Source organism: Curtobacterium sp. MCLR17_032, assembly GCF_003234795.2.
In the GTDB taxonomy this organism is placed as follows: domain Bacteria; phylum Actinomycetota; class Actinomycetes; order Actinomycetales; family Microbacteriaceae; genus Curtobacterium.
On sequence record NZ_CP126268.1, the window covers coordinates 650,632 to 667,689 of the forward strand.

The window sequence follows — 17,058 nt, forward strand, 5'->3', positions numbered from 1 at the left end:
TGTCGAGGTCGCACGAACTGCCGCTCGGGGCTGCCCGGGGCGGCAGTTCGTGCGACCTCGGCGACCGGCGACCGGCGACCGGCGAGCCGGCGACCGGCGAGCCGGCGGCCGGTCACGCCCGGGGACGACGAACGCCGCGCTGCCCGAGGGCGCGCGGCGTGATCGACCGGGAGGTCAGGCGGACTTGTTCGTGTCCGTCTGGTTCTCGAGGTCTCCTTCGTCACCGAACTCGTCGCCCCAACGGTCGACGTAGTCCGGCTCGTCCGACTGCTGTGCGACGGAGAGTTCGCGTTCGAGAGCACCGTAGTTCGTGTCCGGGCTGAAGTACTTCAGCTCCCGGGCGACCTTGGTGTGCTTCGCCTTCTGACGGCCGCGCCCCATGCGTGACCCCCTCTGTGTCGGCTCGTGTCCGGTCTCGGCGGGCAACGAGTGCGCACCCGGGAAGAACAGACGGTTCGTGGTTTGAAATCTGTCCGTCACTTTACCATGTACCCCGTTGCCGACTTCGCCCGGCGCGTCCCGAGCACAGCAGAATCGAGGGTGATGATCCGCCCAGCAGAACGAGCCCGCGTCGTCGTCATCGGTGCTGGTCAGGCCGGACTCTCGGTCGCGTGGCACCTGCAGCGCGCGGGCCTCGTCGCGGGCCACGACCTGGTGGTCCTGGACCGTGCTCCGGGGACGGGAGGCGCGTGGCAGTTCCGGTGGGACGCCCTGCGGCTCGGCATCGCCCACCGGGTGCACGACCTGCCCGGGATGCACGAGATGGGCCTGCGGTTCGACGACGCAGACCAGTCGCGGCCGGCCCGGGAGGTCGTGGCCGAGTACTACCGCCGGTTCGAGGAGCACCACGACCTCCGCGTGCGTCGGCCGGTCGGGGTGACGGCCGTCCGGCACGGTGACGGTCCCGGATCGGACACCCTGCTGGTCGAGACCCGCGACGAGCACGGTGTCGCGGGGACGATCCGGGCCGAGGCGGTCGTCAACGCCTCGGGCACGTGGGGCACCCCGTTCGTGCCGTGGGTCCCCGGGCGCGATGCCTTCCGTGGCCGGCAGCTCGACACGACGGGCTACCGCGACGCGAGGGAGTTCGCCGGGCAGGACGTGGTGGTCGTCGGCGGTGGCACGAGCGCGATCGGGTTCCTGCTGGAACTGGACGGCATCGCCCGGTCGACCCGGTGGTTCACCCGGCGTCCCGTCGTCTGGTCGGACGACCCGGCCCTGGCGACCGGCGCGGCCGTGGCGGCGGTCGCGGACCAGGACCGCGCTGCCCGGGCCGGTCGCACCCTGCCGAGCATCGTCAGCGGGACCGGGTTGCCGGTGTCCCCGAGGATCCGCCGTGGCCTGGCCCGGGGGCTCCTCGAAGCTGAACCGATGTTCACACGACTCGACGGCGACGGGGTCCTGACGGCCGACAGCGAGCACGTCCACGCCGACGCCGTGATCTGGGCGACGGGCTTCCGCGCCGACCTCAGGCACCTCGCGCCGTTGCGCCTCCGGACCGAGGCGGGCGGGGTCGTCGTCGAGGACGGTCGGTCCACCGCCGAGCCGCGGCTGTTCCTCGCCGGCTACGGTCCCCAGGCCTCGACGATCGGGGCGAACCGGGCCGGCCGCCGGATCGCGCGCCAGGTGCTGGCCGTCCTGGCCGACGACGACGTGGCCCACACCCACACCGACACCGACACCGCCGGTGCTGCTGCCGCCGCTGACGATGACGCTGCTCCCGACGGGCAGTCCGCCGCCGGCGCCTGACCGGATCGGCGGGAGGGGGCGGACACCGTCGACCCGTTCAGCCGCGATCGCGCGCCATCCCCGCCGCGGTGTTCCGCGCGCCGGTGGCCGCGCCGTGCGGTGACGCGGCGTCGATCCGCGCGAGGTCGTCCGCCGTCAGCTCGACGTCCAACGCGGCCACGTTCTCCTCGACGCGGGCGGCCTTCGTGGTGCCGGGGATCGGGACGGTACCGGCCCGGACCACCCAGGCGAGAGCGAGCTGCGCCGGAGTGATCCCCTTCTCGTCCGCGATGGTGCGGAGCGCCGCCACGATGCGGAGGTTGGCCGCGATCGCGTCGTCGGAGAACCGCGGCAGGTCGCGTCGGGCGTCACCCACCGGCAGGTCGTCCCTTCGGGTCAGAGTGCCACCGAGGAACCCGCGACCGAGCGGTGAGAACGGGACGAAACCGACGCCGAGTTCGCGCGCGGTGTCCAGGACGCCGTTGTGCTCGGCATCACGCTCGAACAGGCTGTACTCCGACTGGATCGCCGTGACGGGGAAGGTCGCATGTGCCCGGCGGAGGGTGTCGGCTGCGGTCTCGGAGACGCCGAGGTACCGGGCCTTGCCGGCGGTCACGGCTTCGCCCATCGCTCCGACGGTGTCCTCGATCGGGACGGCCGGGTCGACGCGGTGCAGGTACCAGAGGTCGACGTGGTCGGTGCCCAGGTGCGACAGGGACCGGTCGATCGCTCGTCTGGCGTGCTCGGGGGAGCCGTCCAGCCCGATCGGGACCCCGTCGTCGGTGAAGTCGGTGGCGAACTTCGAGGCGATGACGGCTCGGTCGCGGTCGGCACCGAGGGCGCGGCCGAGGAGTTCCTCGTTCGCGAACGGCCCGTAGGCCTCGGCGGTGTCGAACAGCGTGATGCCCAGGTCGAGCGCCCGCCGGATCGTCTCGACCGACCCGGTCTCGGTCGCGCCCCCGTAGAAGGCGCTCATCCCCATGCACCCGAGGCCCATCGCCGAGGCGGTCAGGCCCTGCGAGCCCAGTGTCGTCTGTTGCACGGTGTCGTCTCCTCGTCGTGTCGGTGTGTCCGACACGAGCAGAGCCTGGACCCTGGTGCGCACACCATGTCAAGTGGCAGCATCGGGGGATGCTCCTGCCGACCGTCCCGATCACCGACCCCGTGACGATCAGCGCTGCCGCTGAGCTGCTCGGGATCACCGTCGACACGATCCGGTACTACGAGAAGGAGGGCATCGCGCCCGCGCCCGATCGTGGGCCGGACGGCTGGCGCCGCTACGACGAGCGCGACCTCGCCTGGCTGGCGGGTGTCGTCATGCTGCGCGGGACCGGGATGAGCGTGGCCGAGATGCGCGAGTACGCGGCGGCGTACCGCGCGGGCGCCGACGACGAGCAGCGGTTGGCTCTCCTGCGGAGCCACCACGAGACGGTGCTCGCGCGGCAGGCGGAGGTCCGCCGGCACCTCGACGCCCTCGAGCGGAAGATCGCGGCGTACGAGCAGCAGCTCGACGGCCGGTAGACCCGCCACCGGCCGTCGACCCAGGGCCGCTGGTCAGGCGGCGACGGGCTCCTGCGTGCCGCGACGCCCGCGCGACCGCCGCACCACGACGGCGTCGACCGAGTACCGCCCCGGCCCGGTGAGCGCGACGGCCAGGGAGCCGGCAGCGAGGACGAGCACGTACTCGAACCCGCCGTCCTGTGAGAAGAACCCGGCGGGCAGGTGCGCCAGTGCTCCGGCCACGACCATGTCGACGGCGAGCAGGACGGCGACCACGCGGGTCGCGACGCCGAGCACCAGGAGTGCACCGCCGATCAGCTCGAGCCCGGCGACGAGGGGTGCGGCGACCTCGGCGAAGGGGACGCCCATGCCGGCGAAGCCCTGGGTGACGCCGGGGATCCCCTGGCTGAACTTCTGGGCACCGTGGGCGATGAAGACGACGCCGAGGACGACGCGGAGCACGGTCAGGCCGATGGAGGTCGATGTGGTTCGCATGCCCACGACGCTAAGTGGTGACGTGTCATCCAACCGGGGCACCGGGGTGACTACCGGGGGTCTGTCAGGGGGATGCCAGACGGCGGTCCGCAGAACTGCGGACCGCCGTACAGCAACGACTGTTGCTCAGGAAGAAGCGCCGCGTCCGGTCTTCTCCTGCAGGCGCTCGATGTGCTCCGACGCCTCGGCCTTGGTGAGGTCGGCCGACAGTTCCTCGCCGGCTTCACGGGCGAGGGTGTCGAGGTAGCTGCGCTGCGGGCCGGTCATCGGCTCGTCGCCGGTGACCCACTGCTCGGGGTCCTTGCTCGCGGTGGTCGAGGGGTCCGGGCGTTCTCCGCCGAGGGTCTCCGGCTGGTTCTGGTCTGCATCACTCATGCCCCGGACCGTACGCCGCACCCCCGACCAGCGGCGCAGTCCGGCGTCCCCCGCAGGCCGTGAGCGGACAATGGGCATCCAGACGCAGCGCCCGGACAGTACTCAGACCGGCGTCGCCGTGTACCGCACCAGGTCGCCGCCGACGTCGCTCGCGGCCACCGGCACGACCCGGCCACCCCGCTCGATCCAGAGCGTGTTCGCGGGCTCGTCCAGTCGGTCCACCCGGTGCATCGACCCGTTCAGCAGGACCGCCGCGGCGACGAGGACCCGCCCCGACGCCGGACGCGGGGGCAGCCCCGGGACGTCGTCGGCGTACACCGGGTACTCGCCCGGCGACAGCACGGGGGTGACGGGCGTCGTCACGATCTCCACCCCGGACGCTCCGGTCAGGGTGTCGGCCACGCCGGCCGACACGACGACGAGGCGGACCACCTGGTCCATCGGCAACGGCACGTCCGCCTTGGGCGCGTCCGCGGTGCCGGCCAGTGCACGGAACGCGGGCCGACCGTCGGCGGCGAGGTGGGCCTCCCGGCCGTCGATGCGGACGCGACCGCGCCCGCGGGAGTCGGCGAAGACGCCCGGCTCGAGTCCGGACCGCCGGGCGTCCAGGAGGCTCACCACGACCCGGTCGGGTCGGTACCAGTCGCGGAGCGTGGCCGGGTCCACCCAGCCGATGCTCGCGACACCGCGTGCCAGCTCGGCGGAGTCGTCCGCGGCGCGCTCGTCGAGGGCGCCGATCGGGTGCTCGCCGCGCACGGCGACCAGGCCGTCGTAGCGGCCGTCCGGCGACACGGGCGGCTCGTGGTCGAGCACCTCGACCCGCTTCGACACCTTGCCGCCGTGTCCGTCGAAGGTCGCGAAGGTGCGCAGGGCCTCGGGAGCGGTCGTCATGGGGTCACATCGTACGACCGGGCACCGTCACGCATCGTCATCGTGCGGACGGGGGACCGGCGGGGTGGCTGCGACCAGCGAGCGGACCTCGCCGGTGCAGAGCGCCGGGTCGACGCCCTCGGCGGGGCCGGCGGGGCGGGTGGCACGACGGGAGGCTGGCGACGGCTGGTGCGCGAGCTTCTGCGGCTCCAGGCTGTTGCGCTGGGCGGAGCGGATGAGCCGGTCCTCCTCGGCCTCCGAGCGGAAGACGCCGTGCGGGGAGCGCCGGAGCGCCGGCCGGACGGGCTCGCCACGGCGGTCCTGGCCCGGGAAGGGTCGGGAGCGCTTGCCGTAGAGCAGTTCGGAGGAGTCGAGCAGCCACGGCACGAGCGCAACCGTGACGCCGTGCGTGAGCAGCAGCTTGCGGCGGATCCGACGACCGCGGTGGTTGTGGAGCAGCCCCTCCCACCAGTGGCCGACGATGAAGACCGGCGTGTACACGGTGACGACCTCGGAGCCGTGCTCCAGCCGGTGCGCCTTGATGTACTTGATGAGCGGCATCGAGATGTCGCGGTACGGGCTCGGCACCATCGTCAGCGGGACCTCGATGCCGTGCTCGGCCCACTGTTCGCGCAATCGGGCGGCGTCGGCGTCGTCGATGGCGACGTGCACGGCCTCGAGTCCGGCGTGCTCGGCGGCGATCGCGTAGTCGAGGGCCTTGAGGACGGGCTTCTGCAGCTTGTTGACCAGGACGATCGCGTGGTCACCGGTGGCACCGAACTCGGTCTCGACGTCGGCCTGGATCTCGTGCGAGACGTCCCGGTAGTAGCGGTTCACGCCGAGCATCAGCACGAACAGCACGGGCATGATCACGAAGACCAACCAGGCGCCGTGCGTGAACTTCGTGATCGTGACGATGACGAGCACCACGAAGGTGAAGGTCGCGCCGATCGAGTTGATCGTCAGGCTCCGGAGCACCTGCCCGCGGTTCACCGGCTCGTCGGCGGTGCCGGCCCGGTCGGCGCGGAGCAGGCTGACCCAGTGCTTGACCATGCCACTCTGCCCGAGCGTGAAGGACACGAAGACGCCGATGATGTAGAGCTGGATGAGGCTCGTGACGTTCGCCCGGTAGACGATGAGCAGCGCGGCCGCGACGAGCGCGAGCAGGATGACGCCGTTCGAGTAGATCAGGCGGTCGCCGCGGGTGGACAGGGCCTTCGGGGCGTACGAGTCGCGGGCCAGGATCGAGCCGAGCAGCGGGAACCCGTTGAACGCGGTGTTCGCCGCCAGGAGCAGCACCGCCGCGGTCGTCGCCTGGATGACGAAGAACAGCACCGAGTTGTTGCCGAACGTCGCCGCCGCGATCTGGGCGATCAGGGAGCGCTGCGGCGTGGTGCTGCAGTTCGCGAAGCCCTGCAGGTCACAGGCGCTCTCGGCGTAGTGCACGCGCGACACCAGGGCCAGCGTGATGAGGCCGATGAACAGCACGATCGCGATGCCGCCCATGAGCACGAGGGTCTGCTGGGCGTTCTTGATCTTCGGGCGACGGAACGCCTGCACGCCGTTCGCGATCGCCTCGACGCCGGTCAGCGCGGAACAGCCGGACGCGAAGGCACGGAGCAGCAGCAGGATGAAGGCCGCCTGGGTGGTGTGCTCGACGTTCTGCACCGTGTACGCAGCGGACTCGGCGACGGGGGCGTCGCCCGCGGCGACCCGGACCAGGCCGGTGACGACCATCACGAAGACGCTCGCGACGAACAGGTAGGTGGGGACCGCGAAGGCCTTGCTCGACTCGCGGACACCGCGGAGGTTCGCGGCCGCCAGCAGCACGACGAACAGGATCGCGAGCTCGACGCGGAACTCGTTGAGCATCGGCAGCGCCGAGATGATGTTGTCCACGCCCGAGGCCACCGACACGGCGACCGTCATGACGTAGTCGACGAGCAGGGCACTGGCCACGACCAGGCCGGCCCGTTCGCCGAGGTTCCGGTGCGCGACCTCGTAGTCGCCGCCGCCGGACGGGTACGCCTTGATGAGCTGCCGGTAGGACGCGACGACCACGACGAGCAGCAGGACGACCATCGCCGCCACCCACGGGGCGAACGTCAGGAACGCCATCCCGCCGAGCAGCAGGATCATCAGCAGTTCCTGCGGCGCGTACGCCACAGAGGACAGCGGGTCACTCGCGAAGATCGGCAGGGCCAGGTGCTTCGGGAGGAGCTGTCCCTCGAGTTTCTCCGAGGGGAGTGGGTCGCCGATCAGTCGGGCTTTCAACGACCGGGTCTCGTTGGTCACGAGCGACGAACTTACTCAATCGGTGGGCGAACGCAACACCGCGAGCCCGAACGGTATTCCGCCGTGACCGAACGGGATTCGACGAACCCCTCCGATCCGCGATGCGGCGCGGATCGGAGGGGTTCGGGGTGCTGTTCCTGAAGGAACGGACAGGGTGAGCCGACGCACCGGCTCCAGCCTGGAGGCGCGGCTCGCGACCGCCCCGTCGGCGCGGCCCGTCAGAGGGACTTGCGCAGTGCCTCCAGACCGTCCCGCAGGCGCTGGACGGCCGCGTCGTCGAGCGTGCCACGAGCGGCACGGCGGCGGAGGTCGGCACGGAGTTGCTGCCGGAACACGGCGACGGCCATCTCGGCGTCGCGGAGGGACCGGACACCCGCTGCCGGCACCGCGGTCGGACCGGCGTCGGTGGACCCACCGGACCCACCGGACCCGCCGGGCTCGGCGGCTGCCGCCAGGTCGGCACGGAGCGACTTCATCGCGGCACCGACCGAGGCGCGGACGCCGTCGGCCAGGGACTTGACGCTGTCGGTGACGCCGTTCTCGAGCTGGGCGACCTCGTCCGCACGGGCGTCGAGTTCGGCCCGGCCGGCGTCGGTGATGGCGTAGACGGTCTTGCGGCCGTCGGACGTGCCGGTGATCAGGCCGTCCTCCTCCAGCTTCGCCAGGCGCGGGTAGACGGTGCCGGCGCTCGGGACGTAGGTGCCGCCGAAGCGGTCGCCGAGGGCGGTGATGACCTCGTACCCGTGCATCGGGTGGTCGGCCAGCAGGACCAGCAGGTAGAGGCGCAGGTGGCCGTGCGCGAAGACCGGGCTCATGCGACGGTCCCGCCCTGCTCGTCGAAGGACGGCGCGGTCGGTGCCGCCGGGGCGGGCGGTGCGTCGGGCGTCGTCGGGGCCGTCGGTGCAGCGGGTGTGCTCGGCGCGTGGCCGTGCACGATCGCGACGTCGCCGGAGACCGAGTTGATGCGGACGTCGACGTAGGACCCGGAGAGCTCACCGTCGGTCCGCGTGTACGACCCACGGGTGCCGCGGATCTCGGCGTCGTCGAACTGCAGACGGCCGGTCGCGGTGGTGATCGTGCTCGTGTAGGGCGTGCCGTGCTCGAGGCGGACGTCGACCGAGCCGGACACCGTGTTCACCTTCACCTGGTCCGGGGAGCCGTGCAGGTCGAGGACGACCGCCGAGGACACCCCGTCCGCGGTGAAGCGGCGGATCTCACCGGTGGCGACGACGTCTCCGGAGACGGTCCGGAGCGCGACGGCGCCGACCTGGTCGCGGAGGGTGGTGGTGCCGGAGACCGCGTTGACGACGACGTCGCCGATCACGCCGTCGAGGACGACGTCACCGGAGACACTGTTGAGCGTGGCGCCCCGCTCGGTGCCGGAGAGCAGCACGCCGGCGGAGACGACGCCGATGGTCACGGTGACGTCGCGCGGGACCAGGATGCTGACGTCGGCACGGGCGCCGCCGCCGCGGAAGGACTTGAGGAACCCGAGGACGTCGTCCCAGCGCATCTGCGGGTGGTCGACGGTGAGGGTGTCGCCCTCGATCTCGACCTTGATGGGCTTGCCGGAGACCTGGTGGATCTCCACGCGGGCGGTCGGCTCGTCGTGCGTGACGACGTCCACCTGTCCGCCGACCAGGCCGATCCGCAGTGCGCGGACGATCCCGGTGTCGATGACCTTCGGCTCGTCGACGAGCCACTTCTCCTGTGCCATGACGTCTCCCTGTCCAGACGCGATGTGTCGCGTTCTGCTTCGACACGATACATCGCGTCTCCACGGCACGGCCAGGGTCAGAGCCGGATGCTCGGCGCAGGGTCAGGAACCGGCGTGGCGGGGGTGGGACGGGCCTCCCGGACCGGACTCCACGGGAACCGGCGGAAGTGGCGCATCAGCGGCTGGACCATCGGGCCGATGGCGAAGGCGGCGACCACCGTGCCGACCCCGACGTCGCCGCCGAGCAGCCAGCCGACGACGACGACCGTGACCTCGACGCTCGTCCGCGCCACCCACAGCGGCCAGCCGAGGCGCTCGTGCAGCCCGACCATCAGGCCGTCGCGGGCGCCCGTGCCGAAGCCGGCGCCGATGTAGCAGGCCGTGGCGACCGCGAGCAGGACCAGACTGCCGACGAAGAGCAGGACGCGGCCGACCAGGGTGCCCGGCTCCGGGACCAGCCAGAGCACCAGGTCGGCGGCCGGCCCGATCGCCAGCGCGTTGCAGAGCGTCCCGATGCCCGGCTTCTGGCGCAGTGGGATCCAGAACAGCAGGATCACCAGGCTCGACACCGTCGTGATGACGCCGAACGACCACGGCAGGACGTTCTCGAGGCCCTGCGTCAGGACCGTCCACGACGAGACGCCCACGACCGCGCGGACCTGCAGTGCCACCGAGGCGCCGTAGAGGAAGAGGCCGACGGCGAGTTGCACGAAGCGCAAGGTCAGGGCGGTGGAGCGGGGCATGGCTCGATGTTCGCGTAGATTGGCCTGCTGTGCGAGAGCCAATCCGGCTACCGTGGACCCATGACGCCCGTCCTGCTCAGCGCCCGGTCCGTCGCCCTGCTGCTCCGCCACTGGCGCGCCGGGTCCGACGCCGCCGCCTACGAGGCGCTCGCCGACGCCGTCCGCGTCCTCGTCATCGACGGCCGGATCCCGCACGGAGCCCGGCTGCCCGCCGAACGCGGGCTCGCGACCGCGCTCGGCGTCTCCCGCACCACCGTGGCCAACGCCTACGCGCGCCTCCGCGAGGACGGCTACCTCACCTCGCTCCGCGGCTCCGGCAGCGTCATCCGCCTGCCGCTCGAGGGCCGGCCGGACCCGGAACACCTGGCCGGCGTCGTCCCCGACGACCTGCTCGACCTGCGGAAGGCCGCGCTCCGCAGCGCGCCCGGCGTCGCCGAGGCCGTCGAACGGGCGATGCGGCACCTGCCGGCGGCGCTCGCCGGGATCGGGTACGACACCGTCGGTGACGCCGGTCTCCGTGCCGCGATCGCCGACCGCTACACCGCACGGGGCCTGCCGACCACCCCGTCCGAGGTCGTCGTCACGATCGGCGCGCAGCACGCCATCGCCCTGCTCGCCCGGGTCCTGGTCCGCCGCGGGGACCCGGTCCTGGTCGAGTCGCCGACGTACCCGCACGCCCACGAGGTCCTCCGCGAAGCCGGCGGCCGACTCGTCTCGGTGCCCGTCGACGTCCGCGGTGGCTGGGACGAGACGGTGCTCGACGCGACGATCCGGCGGTCGGCCCCGACGCTCGCCTACGTCATGCCCGAGCTGCACAACCCCACCGGCGCCACGATGGCCGACTCCGCCCGTCGGGTGCTGCTCGAGGCCGCCGCCGCGGTCGGCACGGTCGTCGTCGCCGACGAGACGATGGGGGAGCTGCGCATCGACGGGGTCCCCTCGCGGCCCCTCGCCGCGGACGCGCCCGGTCAGGTCGTGATGGTCGGGTCGGCCGCCAAGGTCTTCTGGGGCGGGCTGCGGATCGGCTGGGTACGCGCCGCCCCGGAACTGCTGCAGCGGCTGCTCCTCGCCCGGCCGACCGGCGACCTCGGCACGCCAGTCCTCGACCAGCTCGTCGCGCGCGAGCTCGTCCCGCAGACCGAGGCCGTCCTGGAGGCCCGGCGTCACGTCCTCCGCGACGGTCGCGACGGTCTCGTGGCCGCGCTCCGGGCGCGACTGCCGGAGTGGGACGTGCCGTCACCGGCGGGCGGGCTGACGCTGTGGGTCGGGCTCGGGGAGCCGGTGTCGAGTGCTCTCGTGCTCGCCGCACGGTCCGAGGGCGTCGTGCTGGCCTCGGGCGGGGTGTTCGGGCCGGACGGTGGGTTCGAGCGGTCGCTGCGGGTGCCGTTCACCGTGACCGGGGCGGACCGGGAGCGGCTGGTCGGGGCGTTGGCGCGGTCGTGGGAGCGGGTCGGCGGGGCCGCGGTGGCGACGCGGGGGTCGGCGGCGGCGGTGGTGTGAGGCGCGTGCGACGCGCTGCGTCTGATCGTCCCTTCTCCTTCTCACTCTCGCGGGGGATGCGGGTGGCCCTGGCGGGTGACGCGGTGACCGGTGCGGGCACGGCAGCATCGGGACCATGAACAGCACCCTGTCCTCCTCGTCCGCCGCACTGCCGGGTACGTCGTCGGGCGCGGGCTCGTCGGGTTCGTCTGGTTCGTCGGGTTCTCCTGGTTCGTCGGGCACGGACCCGTCGCACGCGGTGCCGCCGCTGGCCCGGGTCACGATGGCGTTGACGGGTGCACTGCTCGCCGGGGTCGCCACGAGCTTCGGGCAGGCCGTGCCCGGACTCGGCACGGTGTCGAACTCCGCCGGACCGTGGTTCGTCGTCGCGGCGCTGCTCGTCCTCGCTGCGGGGGTCGGCCGGGGGAGTCGTGTCGACAGCCGGACCAGCAGGCTGCGGGTGGCCCTGGCGATGGTGCTCGGGGTGGTGCTGCTCGAACTCATGCACATCGGGTACTGGGCGGCCACGAACCTGCGCGGCTTCGTCGACACCCTCTCGCTCACGAACTTCTGGGTCGTGATGGCACTGCCGGCCGGACTGCTGGCCGGCGCGGTCGCCGTCGCCGTGCGGTCCTCGGACGGCCGCTGGCGGGGTGCCGCCGCCGGGGTCACCGCCGCCGTGCTCATCGGCGAGGGGGTGCGTGGGCTGCTGCAGGTCGCCGCGACCACCGGTTCGACGACGTGGATCGTCCAGATCGCCGTCGGGGTCGCCGTGGTCGTGGTGGGGATCGCGCTGGCCCGGACACCGGTCGGCCGGGTGGTGGCGCTGGGTACCGGGATCGTCGGGTCCGTCGCCGTCGCCGTCGTCTACGTCGGGATCGCCTGGCTCTGAGCGCACCGCTCCTGCACGGCCTGCCGAAACTGCACGTTCGTCCACAGAGTGCACCGGCGAGGCGCGCGCGGGCTCTGCGGCTGCGAGGATCGAGACGTGCACCTCCTCTCCGTCTTCAGTCTCCGGAACCGCGCCCTCATCGCCCTCGTGACGATCGTGGTCGCCGTCTTCGGTGGCGTCGCCCTGTCGAGCCTGAAGCAGGAACTCATCCCCAGCGTCGAGTTCCCGCAGGTCGCCATCGTCAGCGCCTACCCCGGAGCCACGCCAGAGGTGGTGTCGAACGACGTCTCGACCAAGATCGAACAGGCGATCCAGGTCGTGCCGGACCTCGAGTCGACCAGTGCGACCTCGTCCACCGGGCAGAGCGTGGTGTCGGCCTCGTTCCAGTACGGCTCGAACCTGGCCAGCGCCGAGGACAAGATCCAGACCGCGGTCAACGCCCTGTCGCTGCCCGACTCCGTGCAGACCCAGATCGTCACCGGGTCGTTCGACGACCTGCCGGTGCTGCAGGTCGCGGTGTCGGCCTCCGGCAACCAGGAGCAGCTCGTCGACCGGCTGCAGGCCTCGGCGATCCCCGACCTCGAGAAGCTCGACGGCGTGCGCCAGGCCGACGTCTTCGGCAACCCCGGCCGACGCGTCGTCATCACGCCGAACCAGGACGAGCTCGCCGCACGTGGGCTCAGCCAGACGGCCATCTCCGACGCACTCGACGACAACGGCACGCTGATCCCCGGCGGCACGCTGACCGAGGACGGCTCGACCCTGTCCGTGCAGACCGGTGAGCGGATCGCGTCGCTCAAGGACATCCGTGACCTGCCCCTCACGAGCTCATCGTCGGGGTCGAGCTCGTCGTCGGGGTCCGGCTCCTCGGGCTCGACGTCCGGCGGCGGTGCCACGGGCGGTCCCGCCACCGGTGCCGGTGCGGCTGCCCCCGGCGCGACCGGTGCGACGGCGACGGGTGGCACGACCACGACCGCCCCGACCGACGGCACGGCGACCGGCGGCGCGACCACCGCGGCCACCCCCACCGACACCACGCTCGGCGACGTCGCCACCGTCGCGATCAAGGAGTCCCCGCGCACCTCGATCAGCCGCGTGAACGGCCAGCAGGCGCTGACGATCTCGATCACGAAGACGCAGGAAGCCAACACCGTCGACGTCTCGAAGACCGTGCGGGACGCCCTGCCCGGCATCGAGAAGAAGATCGACGGCGACCCGCGGTTCACCGTCGTCTTCGACCAGGCGCCCTACATCCAGCAGTCGATCGACTCCCTCGCCGAAGAAGGCCTGCTCGGCCTCGGGTTCGCGGTCATCGTGATCCTGGTGTTCCTGCTCTCGTGGCGCTCCACCCTGGTCACCGCGATCTCGATCCCGACCTCGGTCCTCCTCGCCGCGATCGGGATGCGCGCCGCGGGGTACACGCTCAACATCATCACGCTGGCGGCACTGACCATCGCGATCGGTCGCGTGGTCGACGACTCCATCGTCGTCATCGAGAACATCAAGCGGCACATGGTGCCGGGCGTCGACCGCGGCCGGGCGGTCCTCGACGCCGTGCGTGAGGTCGCCGGTGCCGTCACCGCTTCGACCCTGACCACCGTCGCGGTCTTCCTGCCGGTCGCCTTCGTCGCCGAACTGGTCGGCGAGCTCTTCCGGCCGTTCGCGGTGACCGTCACCCTGGCGCTCATCGCCTCGCTGCTCGTGTCGCTGACGATCGTCCCGGTGCTGGCGTACTGGTGGCTCCGGCCCGCGAAGGCGAAGCAGGGCGAGGCAGTGGCCTCGGCGGCGGAGACCGACCCAGCCGCTGCCGATGCAGCCGCTGCCGACCTCGACACCATCCGTCCGGGCTCAGAGGGCGCGCTCGCCTCGGCCGACGACCTGCACGACGCCGGTACCTCGGACCGGTTGCGTCGCGTGTACCTGCCGGTGCTCCGCTGGGCCGTCCGCAAGCCCGTGGTCGTCGTGCTGCTCGCCGTGGTCGTCCTCGGCGGCACGGTCGCCTCGCTGCCGTTCGTCACGACGAACTACCTCGGCGACTCCGGGCAGAACACGTTCACCGTCACGCAGGACCTGAAGGCCGGCTCGAGTCTCGCCGTGCAGTCCGACTCCGCACGCAAGGTCGAGCGGGCGCTGCAGGACGTCGCGGGCGTCGACACCGTGCAGACCACCATCGGCACGAGCGGCCAGTCCATCCAGGCGGCGTTCGGCGGGGGCGGGACGGCCTCGGTGCAGTACGCCGTCACGACCGACGCCGACGCCGACCAGACGACGATCCAGGCCGACGCCCGGAAGTCGCTGAAGCGGATCGACGGCGTGGGTGAGATCACCATCGCCTCCTCGGGCGGGGGCTTCGGCGGCAGCAGCGACATCGAGGTCGACGTCACCGCCCCGACCCAGTCACAGCTCGAGACCGCGTCGCAGAAGGTCTTGAAGACCATGCAGTCGGTCAAGGACACGACGGCCGCGACGAGCAACCTGTCGGCGGCGGAGCCGTTCCTGGCCGTCCGCGTCGACCGTGCGAAGGCCGCGTCCCTGGGGCTCACCGAGACCCAGGTCGGCGGCCTCGTCGCCGCAGCGGTCTCGCCGCGGGACACCGGCAGCATCGAGATCGACGACGCGACGCTCGACGTCTACATCGCCGACGCCGAGCCGCCGACCACGATCGCGGCCCTCCGTGACCTCGACGTCCCGACGAGCACCGGCACCGTCAAGCTGACGGACGTCGCGACCGTCGAGAAGTCCGAGGGACCGACCACCGTCACCACGACGAACGCGGCCCGCACGGCCACGATCACCGTGACGCCGGACGCGTCGAACCTCGGTGCCGCGGTGCAGTCCGTCACCAAGGCCGTCGACCAGCTCGACCTGCCCCGCGGCGCGACCGCGTCGATCGGTGGTGTCGCCGCCAGCCAGTCGTCCGCGTTCTCGCAGCTCGGCCTGGCACTCGTCGTCGCCGTCCTGATCGTCTACGTGATCATGGTCGCGACGTTCCGCAGCCTGCTCCAGCCGCTGATGCTGCTCGTGTCGGTGCCGTTCGCCTTCACGGGCGCACTGCTGCTGCAGATCATCTCCGGGGTGCCGCTCGGTGTCGCGTCGCTGATCGGCCTGCTGATGCTGATCGGCATCGTCGTGACGAACGCCATCGTGCTCATCGACCTCGTCAACCAGTACCGCAGACGAGGGCTCCGGGTCCGCGACGCCCTGCTCGAGGGTGCGGCCCGTCGTCTCCGGCCGATCCTCATGACGGCGACCGCGACGATCTTCGCGCTGCTGCCGATGGCGATCGGGCTGACCGGCAAGTCCGGCTTCATCTCGCAGCCGCTCGCCCTCGTCGTGATCGGCGGTCTGGTGTCGTCGACGCTGCTGACGCTCGTGGTGCTGCCGGCGCTCTACGCCCTGGTCGAGGGTGCGCGCGAGCGTCGGGCCGAGCGGAAGGCAGCGGGGCTGCCACGGAGGAAGTTCTTCCGGTCGCTCTTCCGTCGGAACCGGACGCAGTCGTAGCCGCCCGCCGGTCGGGGGCTCAGCGGTCGCTGGGCTCCCGGTCCGCCGGACGGAACCACGACACGACCGCGCACGTCAGGGTGACGAGGAACACGAGCGCTCCGAGCTGCGCGACGACGGACACCTGCCCGACGGCGGCCCCGTAGCCGCCGAAGGACACGGCGACCAGGAACGACAGCCCGAGCAGCAGCTCCACCGAGGTCCGGACACCGGTCAGGGGAGCGGTGAACGGGCGCGGTGCGCGGGGGACCGGCGTCTGGGCAGCGGGCATCGGGGCGGAGGGCGTGGAGGTCACCCCGGAAGTCTGGCGACCCGGCCGGTCCGCCGGCAGTCCCGTTCCGGGGGCCACCCACCCGGGGGCGTCAGCGCAGACCGGGGGAGTCAACGCAGGCCGGGGGAGTCAGCGCAGGCCGGCGCGGAGGAAGTCGGTCACCCGTCGACTCATCGCCTGGTCGAGCTGCGCGATCGAGTGCGCCGAGCCCTGCACCGCCACGAACGTCACCGGCACCCCGTGCGAGCGCAGCGTCGAGGCGAACCGCTGTGACTCCCACAGCGGGATGAACTCGTCGGTCGAGTGCCCGATGAAGAACGGCGCCGTGGCCTTCGTCACGTGGTACTCCGGCGACGCCCGCTCGGCGGCCGGGCAGGCGCGGTAGGACGCACAACCGAGGTAGAGCAGCTGCTTCCGCTGGAACGCCGCCGCGACACCGTCCGACCCGGTCGAACGGGCCGTCAGATCAGTCGGGCCGCTGAGGTCGACGACCGCCCGGATCCGGAAGCCGTCGGCGTACGCGGTCGACTCGTGGTCCTGCACCGCGAGCATCGCCGCGAGGTTGCCTCCCGCGCTGCCGCCGAACACGCCCACGCGTCCCGGGTCGACGTCGTACGTCTGCAGCGTGGACTGCCGGAAGACGAAGTCCAGGGCACGGCGGACGTCGTCCAGTCCGGCGGGGAAGGGGTCGGTCGGTGCCAGGCGGTAGTCGACGTTGAAGGTCACGAAGCCCTCGGAGGCGAGGTACTGGCACACCGACCGGTACGCGGCAGTCGCCTTGTCGCCGTGCGACCAGCTGCCGCCGTGGATCATCATCACCGCCGGACGGGAGCCGACCTCGACCCGGTCGGGGGCCTCCGTCGGCGCGGCCGTCGGCGTCGCCGTCGGAGTGGCGGTGCTCTCCGGCGGGCTGTCGGCCGGCAGGCACACGTCGAGCTGCTGCAGCGGATCCCGCCCGTAGGGGACGTCCTGGACGACGTCGATGCCGTGGTACCGCAGCGACAGCGGGTAGATGACCGGTCCGGCGGTGACCGTCGAGTTCCGGTCGCCCGTGCCGTCGGCGCTGCAGGACGCGGCGGCGCCGACGATCGCGACCGCGGCGACGAGCGCGAGCAGGAGACGACGGCCGGACTTCATCGCCAGCCACGCTACATGGGGTGGCCGCGGGTGCCAGGATGGTGGTCCCACCCGC

At 72.1% G+C, this 17,058-nt stretch carries 16 protein-coding genes; 5 read left to right on the forward strand and 11 right to left on the reverse strand.

The genetic code is table 11. The features are described 5' to 3' along the window. Positions 1 to 174: 174 nt before the first annotated feature. Entirely contained in the window at positions 175 to 381 is a 207-nt protein-coding gene (locus tag DEI97_RS03120) for a DUF3073 domain-containing protein (RefSeq protein WP_111074913.1), read from the reverse strand. Positions 382 to 543: 162 nt separating this feature from the next. Here DEI97_RS03120 and DEI97_RS03125 point away from each other — a divergent pair, with 162 nt between their 5' ends. Continuing rightward, a complete protein-coding gene (locus DEI97_RS03125; protein WP_111074914.1) occupies positions 544 to 1,749 on the forward strand; it encodes an FAD-dependent oxidoreductase in 1,206 nt (401 codons plus the stop codon). Positions 1,750 to 1,786: 37 nt separating this feature from the next. Here DEI97_RS03125 and DEI97_RS03130 read toward each other — a convergent pair whose 3' ends face one another. Continuing rightward, positions 1,787 to 2,770, reverse strand: coding sequence for an aldo/keto reductase (locus DEI97_RS03130; protein ID WP_111074976.1), 984 nt, complete (start codon positions 2,768 to 2,770; stop codon positions 1,787 to 1,789). Between the two features lie 89 nt (positions 2,771 to 2,859). Between DEI97_RS03130 and DEI97_RS03135 the strand changes: the two genes are divergently transcribed. Continuing rightward, the gene (locus tag DEI97_RS03135) at positions 2,860 to 3,249 is read left to right on the forward strand and encodes a MerR family transcriptional regulator (RefSeq protein ID WP_111074915.1); all 390 of its coding nucleotides are present in this window, start codon (positions 2,860 to 2,862) and stop codon (positions 3,247 to 3,249) included. A gap of 33 nt (positions 3,250 to 3,282) precedes the next feature. Here DEI97_RS03135 and DEI97_RS03140 read toward each other — a convergent pair whose 3' ends face one another. The 7 genes from DEI97_RS03140 to yczE all read right to left on the reverse strand — a co-directional run bounded on the left by DEI97_RS03140 (position 3,283) and on the right by yczE (position 9,723). Then, positions 3,283 to 3,723: a DoxX family protein gene (locus tag DEI97_RS03140; RefSeq protein ID WP_111074977.1), complete on the reverse strand. Its 441-nt coding sequence runs from the start codon at positions 3,721 to 3,723 to the stop codon at positions 3,283 to 3,285. A gap of 126 nt (positions 3,724 to 3,849) precedes the next feature. Beyond that, the gene (locus DEI97_RS03145) at positions 3,850 to 4,098 is read right to left on the reverse strand and encodes a DUF3072 domain-containing protein (protein WP_111074916.1); all 249 of its coding nucleotides are present in this window, start codon (positions 4,096 to 4,098) and stop codon (positions 3,850 to 3,852) included. A gap of 102 nt (positions 4,099 to 4,200) precedes the next feature. Next, entirely contained in the window at positions 4,201 to 4,989 is a 789-nt protein-coding gene (locus DEI97_RS03150; protein WP_111074917.1) for a hypothetical protein, read from the reverse strand. A gap of 27 nt (positions 4,990 to 5,016) precedes the next feature. Continuing rightward, complete coding sequence (locus tag DEI97_RS03155; protein WP_258376706.1) at positions 5,017 to 7,263, reverse strand: APC family permease; 2,247 nt, start codon at positions 7,261 to 7,263, stop codon at positions 5,017 to 5,019. A 218-nt stretch (positions 7,264 to 7,481) separates the two neighbouring features. Beyond that, entirely contained in the window at positions 7,482 to 8,078 is a 597-nt protein-coding gene (locus tag DEI97_RS03160) for a PadR family transcriptional regulator (RefSeq protein WP_111074918.1), read from the reverse strand. Next, positions 8,075 to 8,980 carry a DUF4097 family beta strand repeat-containing protein gene (locus DEI97_RS03165; RefSeq protein ID WP_111074919.1) on the reverse strand — a complete coding sequence of 302 codons (906 nt, stop codon included), beginning with the start codon at positions 8,978 to 8,980 and terminating at the stop codon, positions 8,075 to 8,077. The genes DEI97_RS03160 and DEI97_RS03165 overlap by 4 nt, the downstream gene beginning before the upstream one ends. 77 nt (positions 8,981 to 9,057) lie before the next feature. Beyond that, on the reverse strand, positions 9,058 to 9,723 hold the full coding sequence (gene yczE, locus DEI97_RS03170) for a membrane protein YczE (protein ID WP_111074920.1): 666 nt from the start codon (positions 9,721 to 9,723) through the stop codon (positions 9,058 to 9,060). Positions 9,724 to 9,783: 60 nt separating this feature from the next. Here yczE and yczR point away from each other — a divergent pair, with 60 nt between their 5' ends. The 3 genes from yczR to DEI97_RS03185 all read left to right on the forward strand — a co-directional run bounded on the left by yczR (position 9,784) and on the right by DEI97_RS03185 (position 15,595). Next, positions 9,784 to 11,223 (forward strand): MocR-like transcription factor YczR, encoded by a 1,440-nt coding sequence (yczR, locus tag DEI97_RS03175; RefSeq protein ID WP_111074921.1) that lies wholly within the window; start codon positions 9,784 to 9,786, stop codon positions 11,221 to 11,223. 115 nt (positions 11,224 to 11,338) lie between these two features. Then, the gene (locus DEI97_RS03180) at positions 11,339 to 12,094 is read left to right on the forward strand and encodes a DUF6518 family protein (protein WP_146248143.1); all 756 of its coding nucleotides are present in this window, start codon (positions 11,339 to 11,341) and stop codon (positions 12,092 to 12,094) included. Positions 12,095 to 12,190: 96 nt separating this feature from the next. Then, the gene (locus DEI97_RS03185) at positions 12,191 to 15,595 is read left to right on the forward strand and encodes an efflux RND transporter permease subunit (RefSeq protein WP_111074923.1); all 3,405 of its coding nucleotides are present in this window, start codon (positions 12,191 to 12,193) and stop codon (positions 15,593 to 15,595) included. Positions 15,596 to 15,614: 19 nt separating this feature from the next. On the opposite strand, the gene DEI97_RS03190 is transcribed toward DEI97_RS03185, so the two are convergent. Beyond that, positions 15,615 to 15,890 (reverse strand): hypothetical protein, encoded by a 276-nt coding sequence (locus tag DEI97_RS03190; protein WP_111074924.1) that lies wholly within the window; start codon positions 15,888 to 15,890, stop codon positions 15,615 to 15,617. A 105-nt stretch (positions 15,891 to 15,995) separates the two neighbouring features. Then, positions 15,996 to 17,003, reverse strand: coding sequence for an alpha/beta hydrolase (locus tag DEI97_RS03195; protein WP_111074925.1), 1,008 nt, complete (start codon positions 17,001 to 17,003; stop codon positions 15,996 to 15,998). Positions 17,004 to 17,058 lie beyond the last annotated feature (55 nt).

Coding starts and splice junctions, on each gene's coding strand:
- DEI97_RS03135 (WP_111074915.1), top strand. CDS start 2,860: ATGCTCCTGCCGACCGTCCCGATCACCGACCCCGTGACGATCAGCGCT.
- DEI97_RS03160 (WP_111074918.1), bottom strand. CDS start 8,078: ATGAGCCCGGTCTTCGCGCACGGCCACCTGCGCCTCTACCTGCTGGTC.
- DEI97_RS03120 (WP_111074913.1), bottom strand. CDS start 381: ATGGGGCGCGGCCGTCAGAAGGCGAAGCACACCAAGGTCGCCCGGGAG.
- yczE (WP_111074920.1), bottom strand. CDS start 9,723: ATGCCCCGCTCCACCGCCCTGACCTTGCGCTTCGTGCAACTCGCCGTC.
- yczR (WP_111074921.1), top strand. CDS start 9,784: ATGACGCCCGTCCTGCTCAGCGCCCGGTCCGTCGCCCTGCTGCTCCGC.
- DEI97_RS03145 (WP_111074916.1), bottom strand. CDS start 4,098: ATGAGTGATGCAGACCAGAACCAGCCGGAGACCCTCGGCGGAGAACGC.
- DEI97_RS03165 (WP_111074919.1), bottom strand. CDS start 8,980: ATGGCACAGGAGAAGTGGCTCGTCGACGAGCCGAAGGTCATCGACACC.
- DEI97_RS03125 (WP_111074914.1), top strand. CDS start 544: ATGATCCGCCCAGCAGAACGAGCCCGCGTCGTCGTCATCGGTGCTGGT.
- DEI97_RS03195 (WP_111074925.1), bottom strand. CDS start 17,003: ATGAAGTCCGGCCGTCGTCTCCTGCTCGCGCTCGTCGCCGCGGTCGCG.
- DEI97_RS03180 (WP_146248143.1), top strand. CDS start 11,339: ATGAACAGCACCCTGTCCTCCTCGTCCGCCGCACTGCCGGGTACGTCG.
- DEI97_RS03150 (WP_111074917.1), bottom strand. CDS start 4,989: ATGACGACCGCTCCCGAGGCCCTGCGCACCTTCGCGACCTTCGACGGA.
- DEI97_RS03140 (WP_111074977.1), bottom strand. CDS start 3,723: ATGCGAACCACATCGACCTCCATCGGCCTGACCGTGCTCCGCGTCGTC.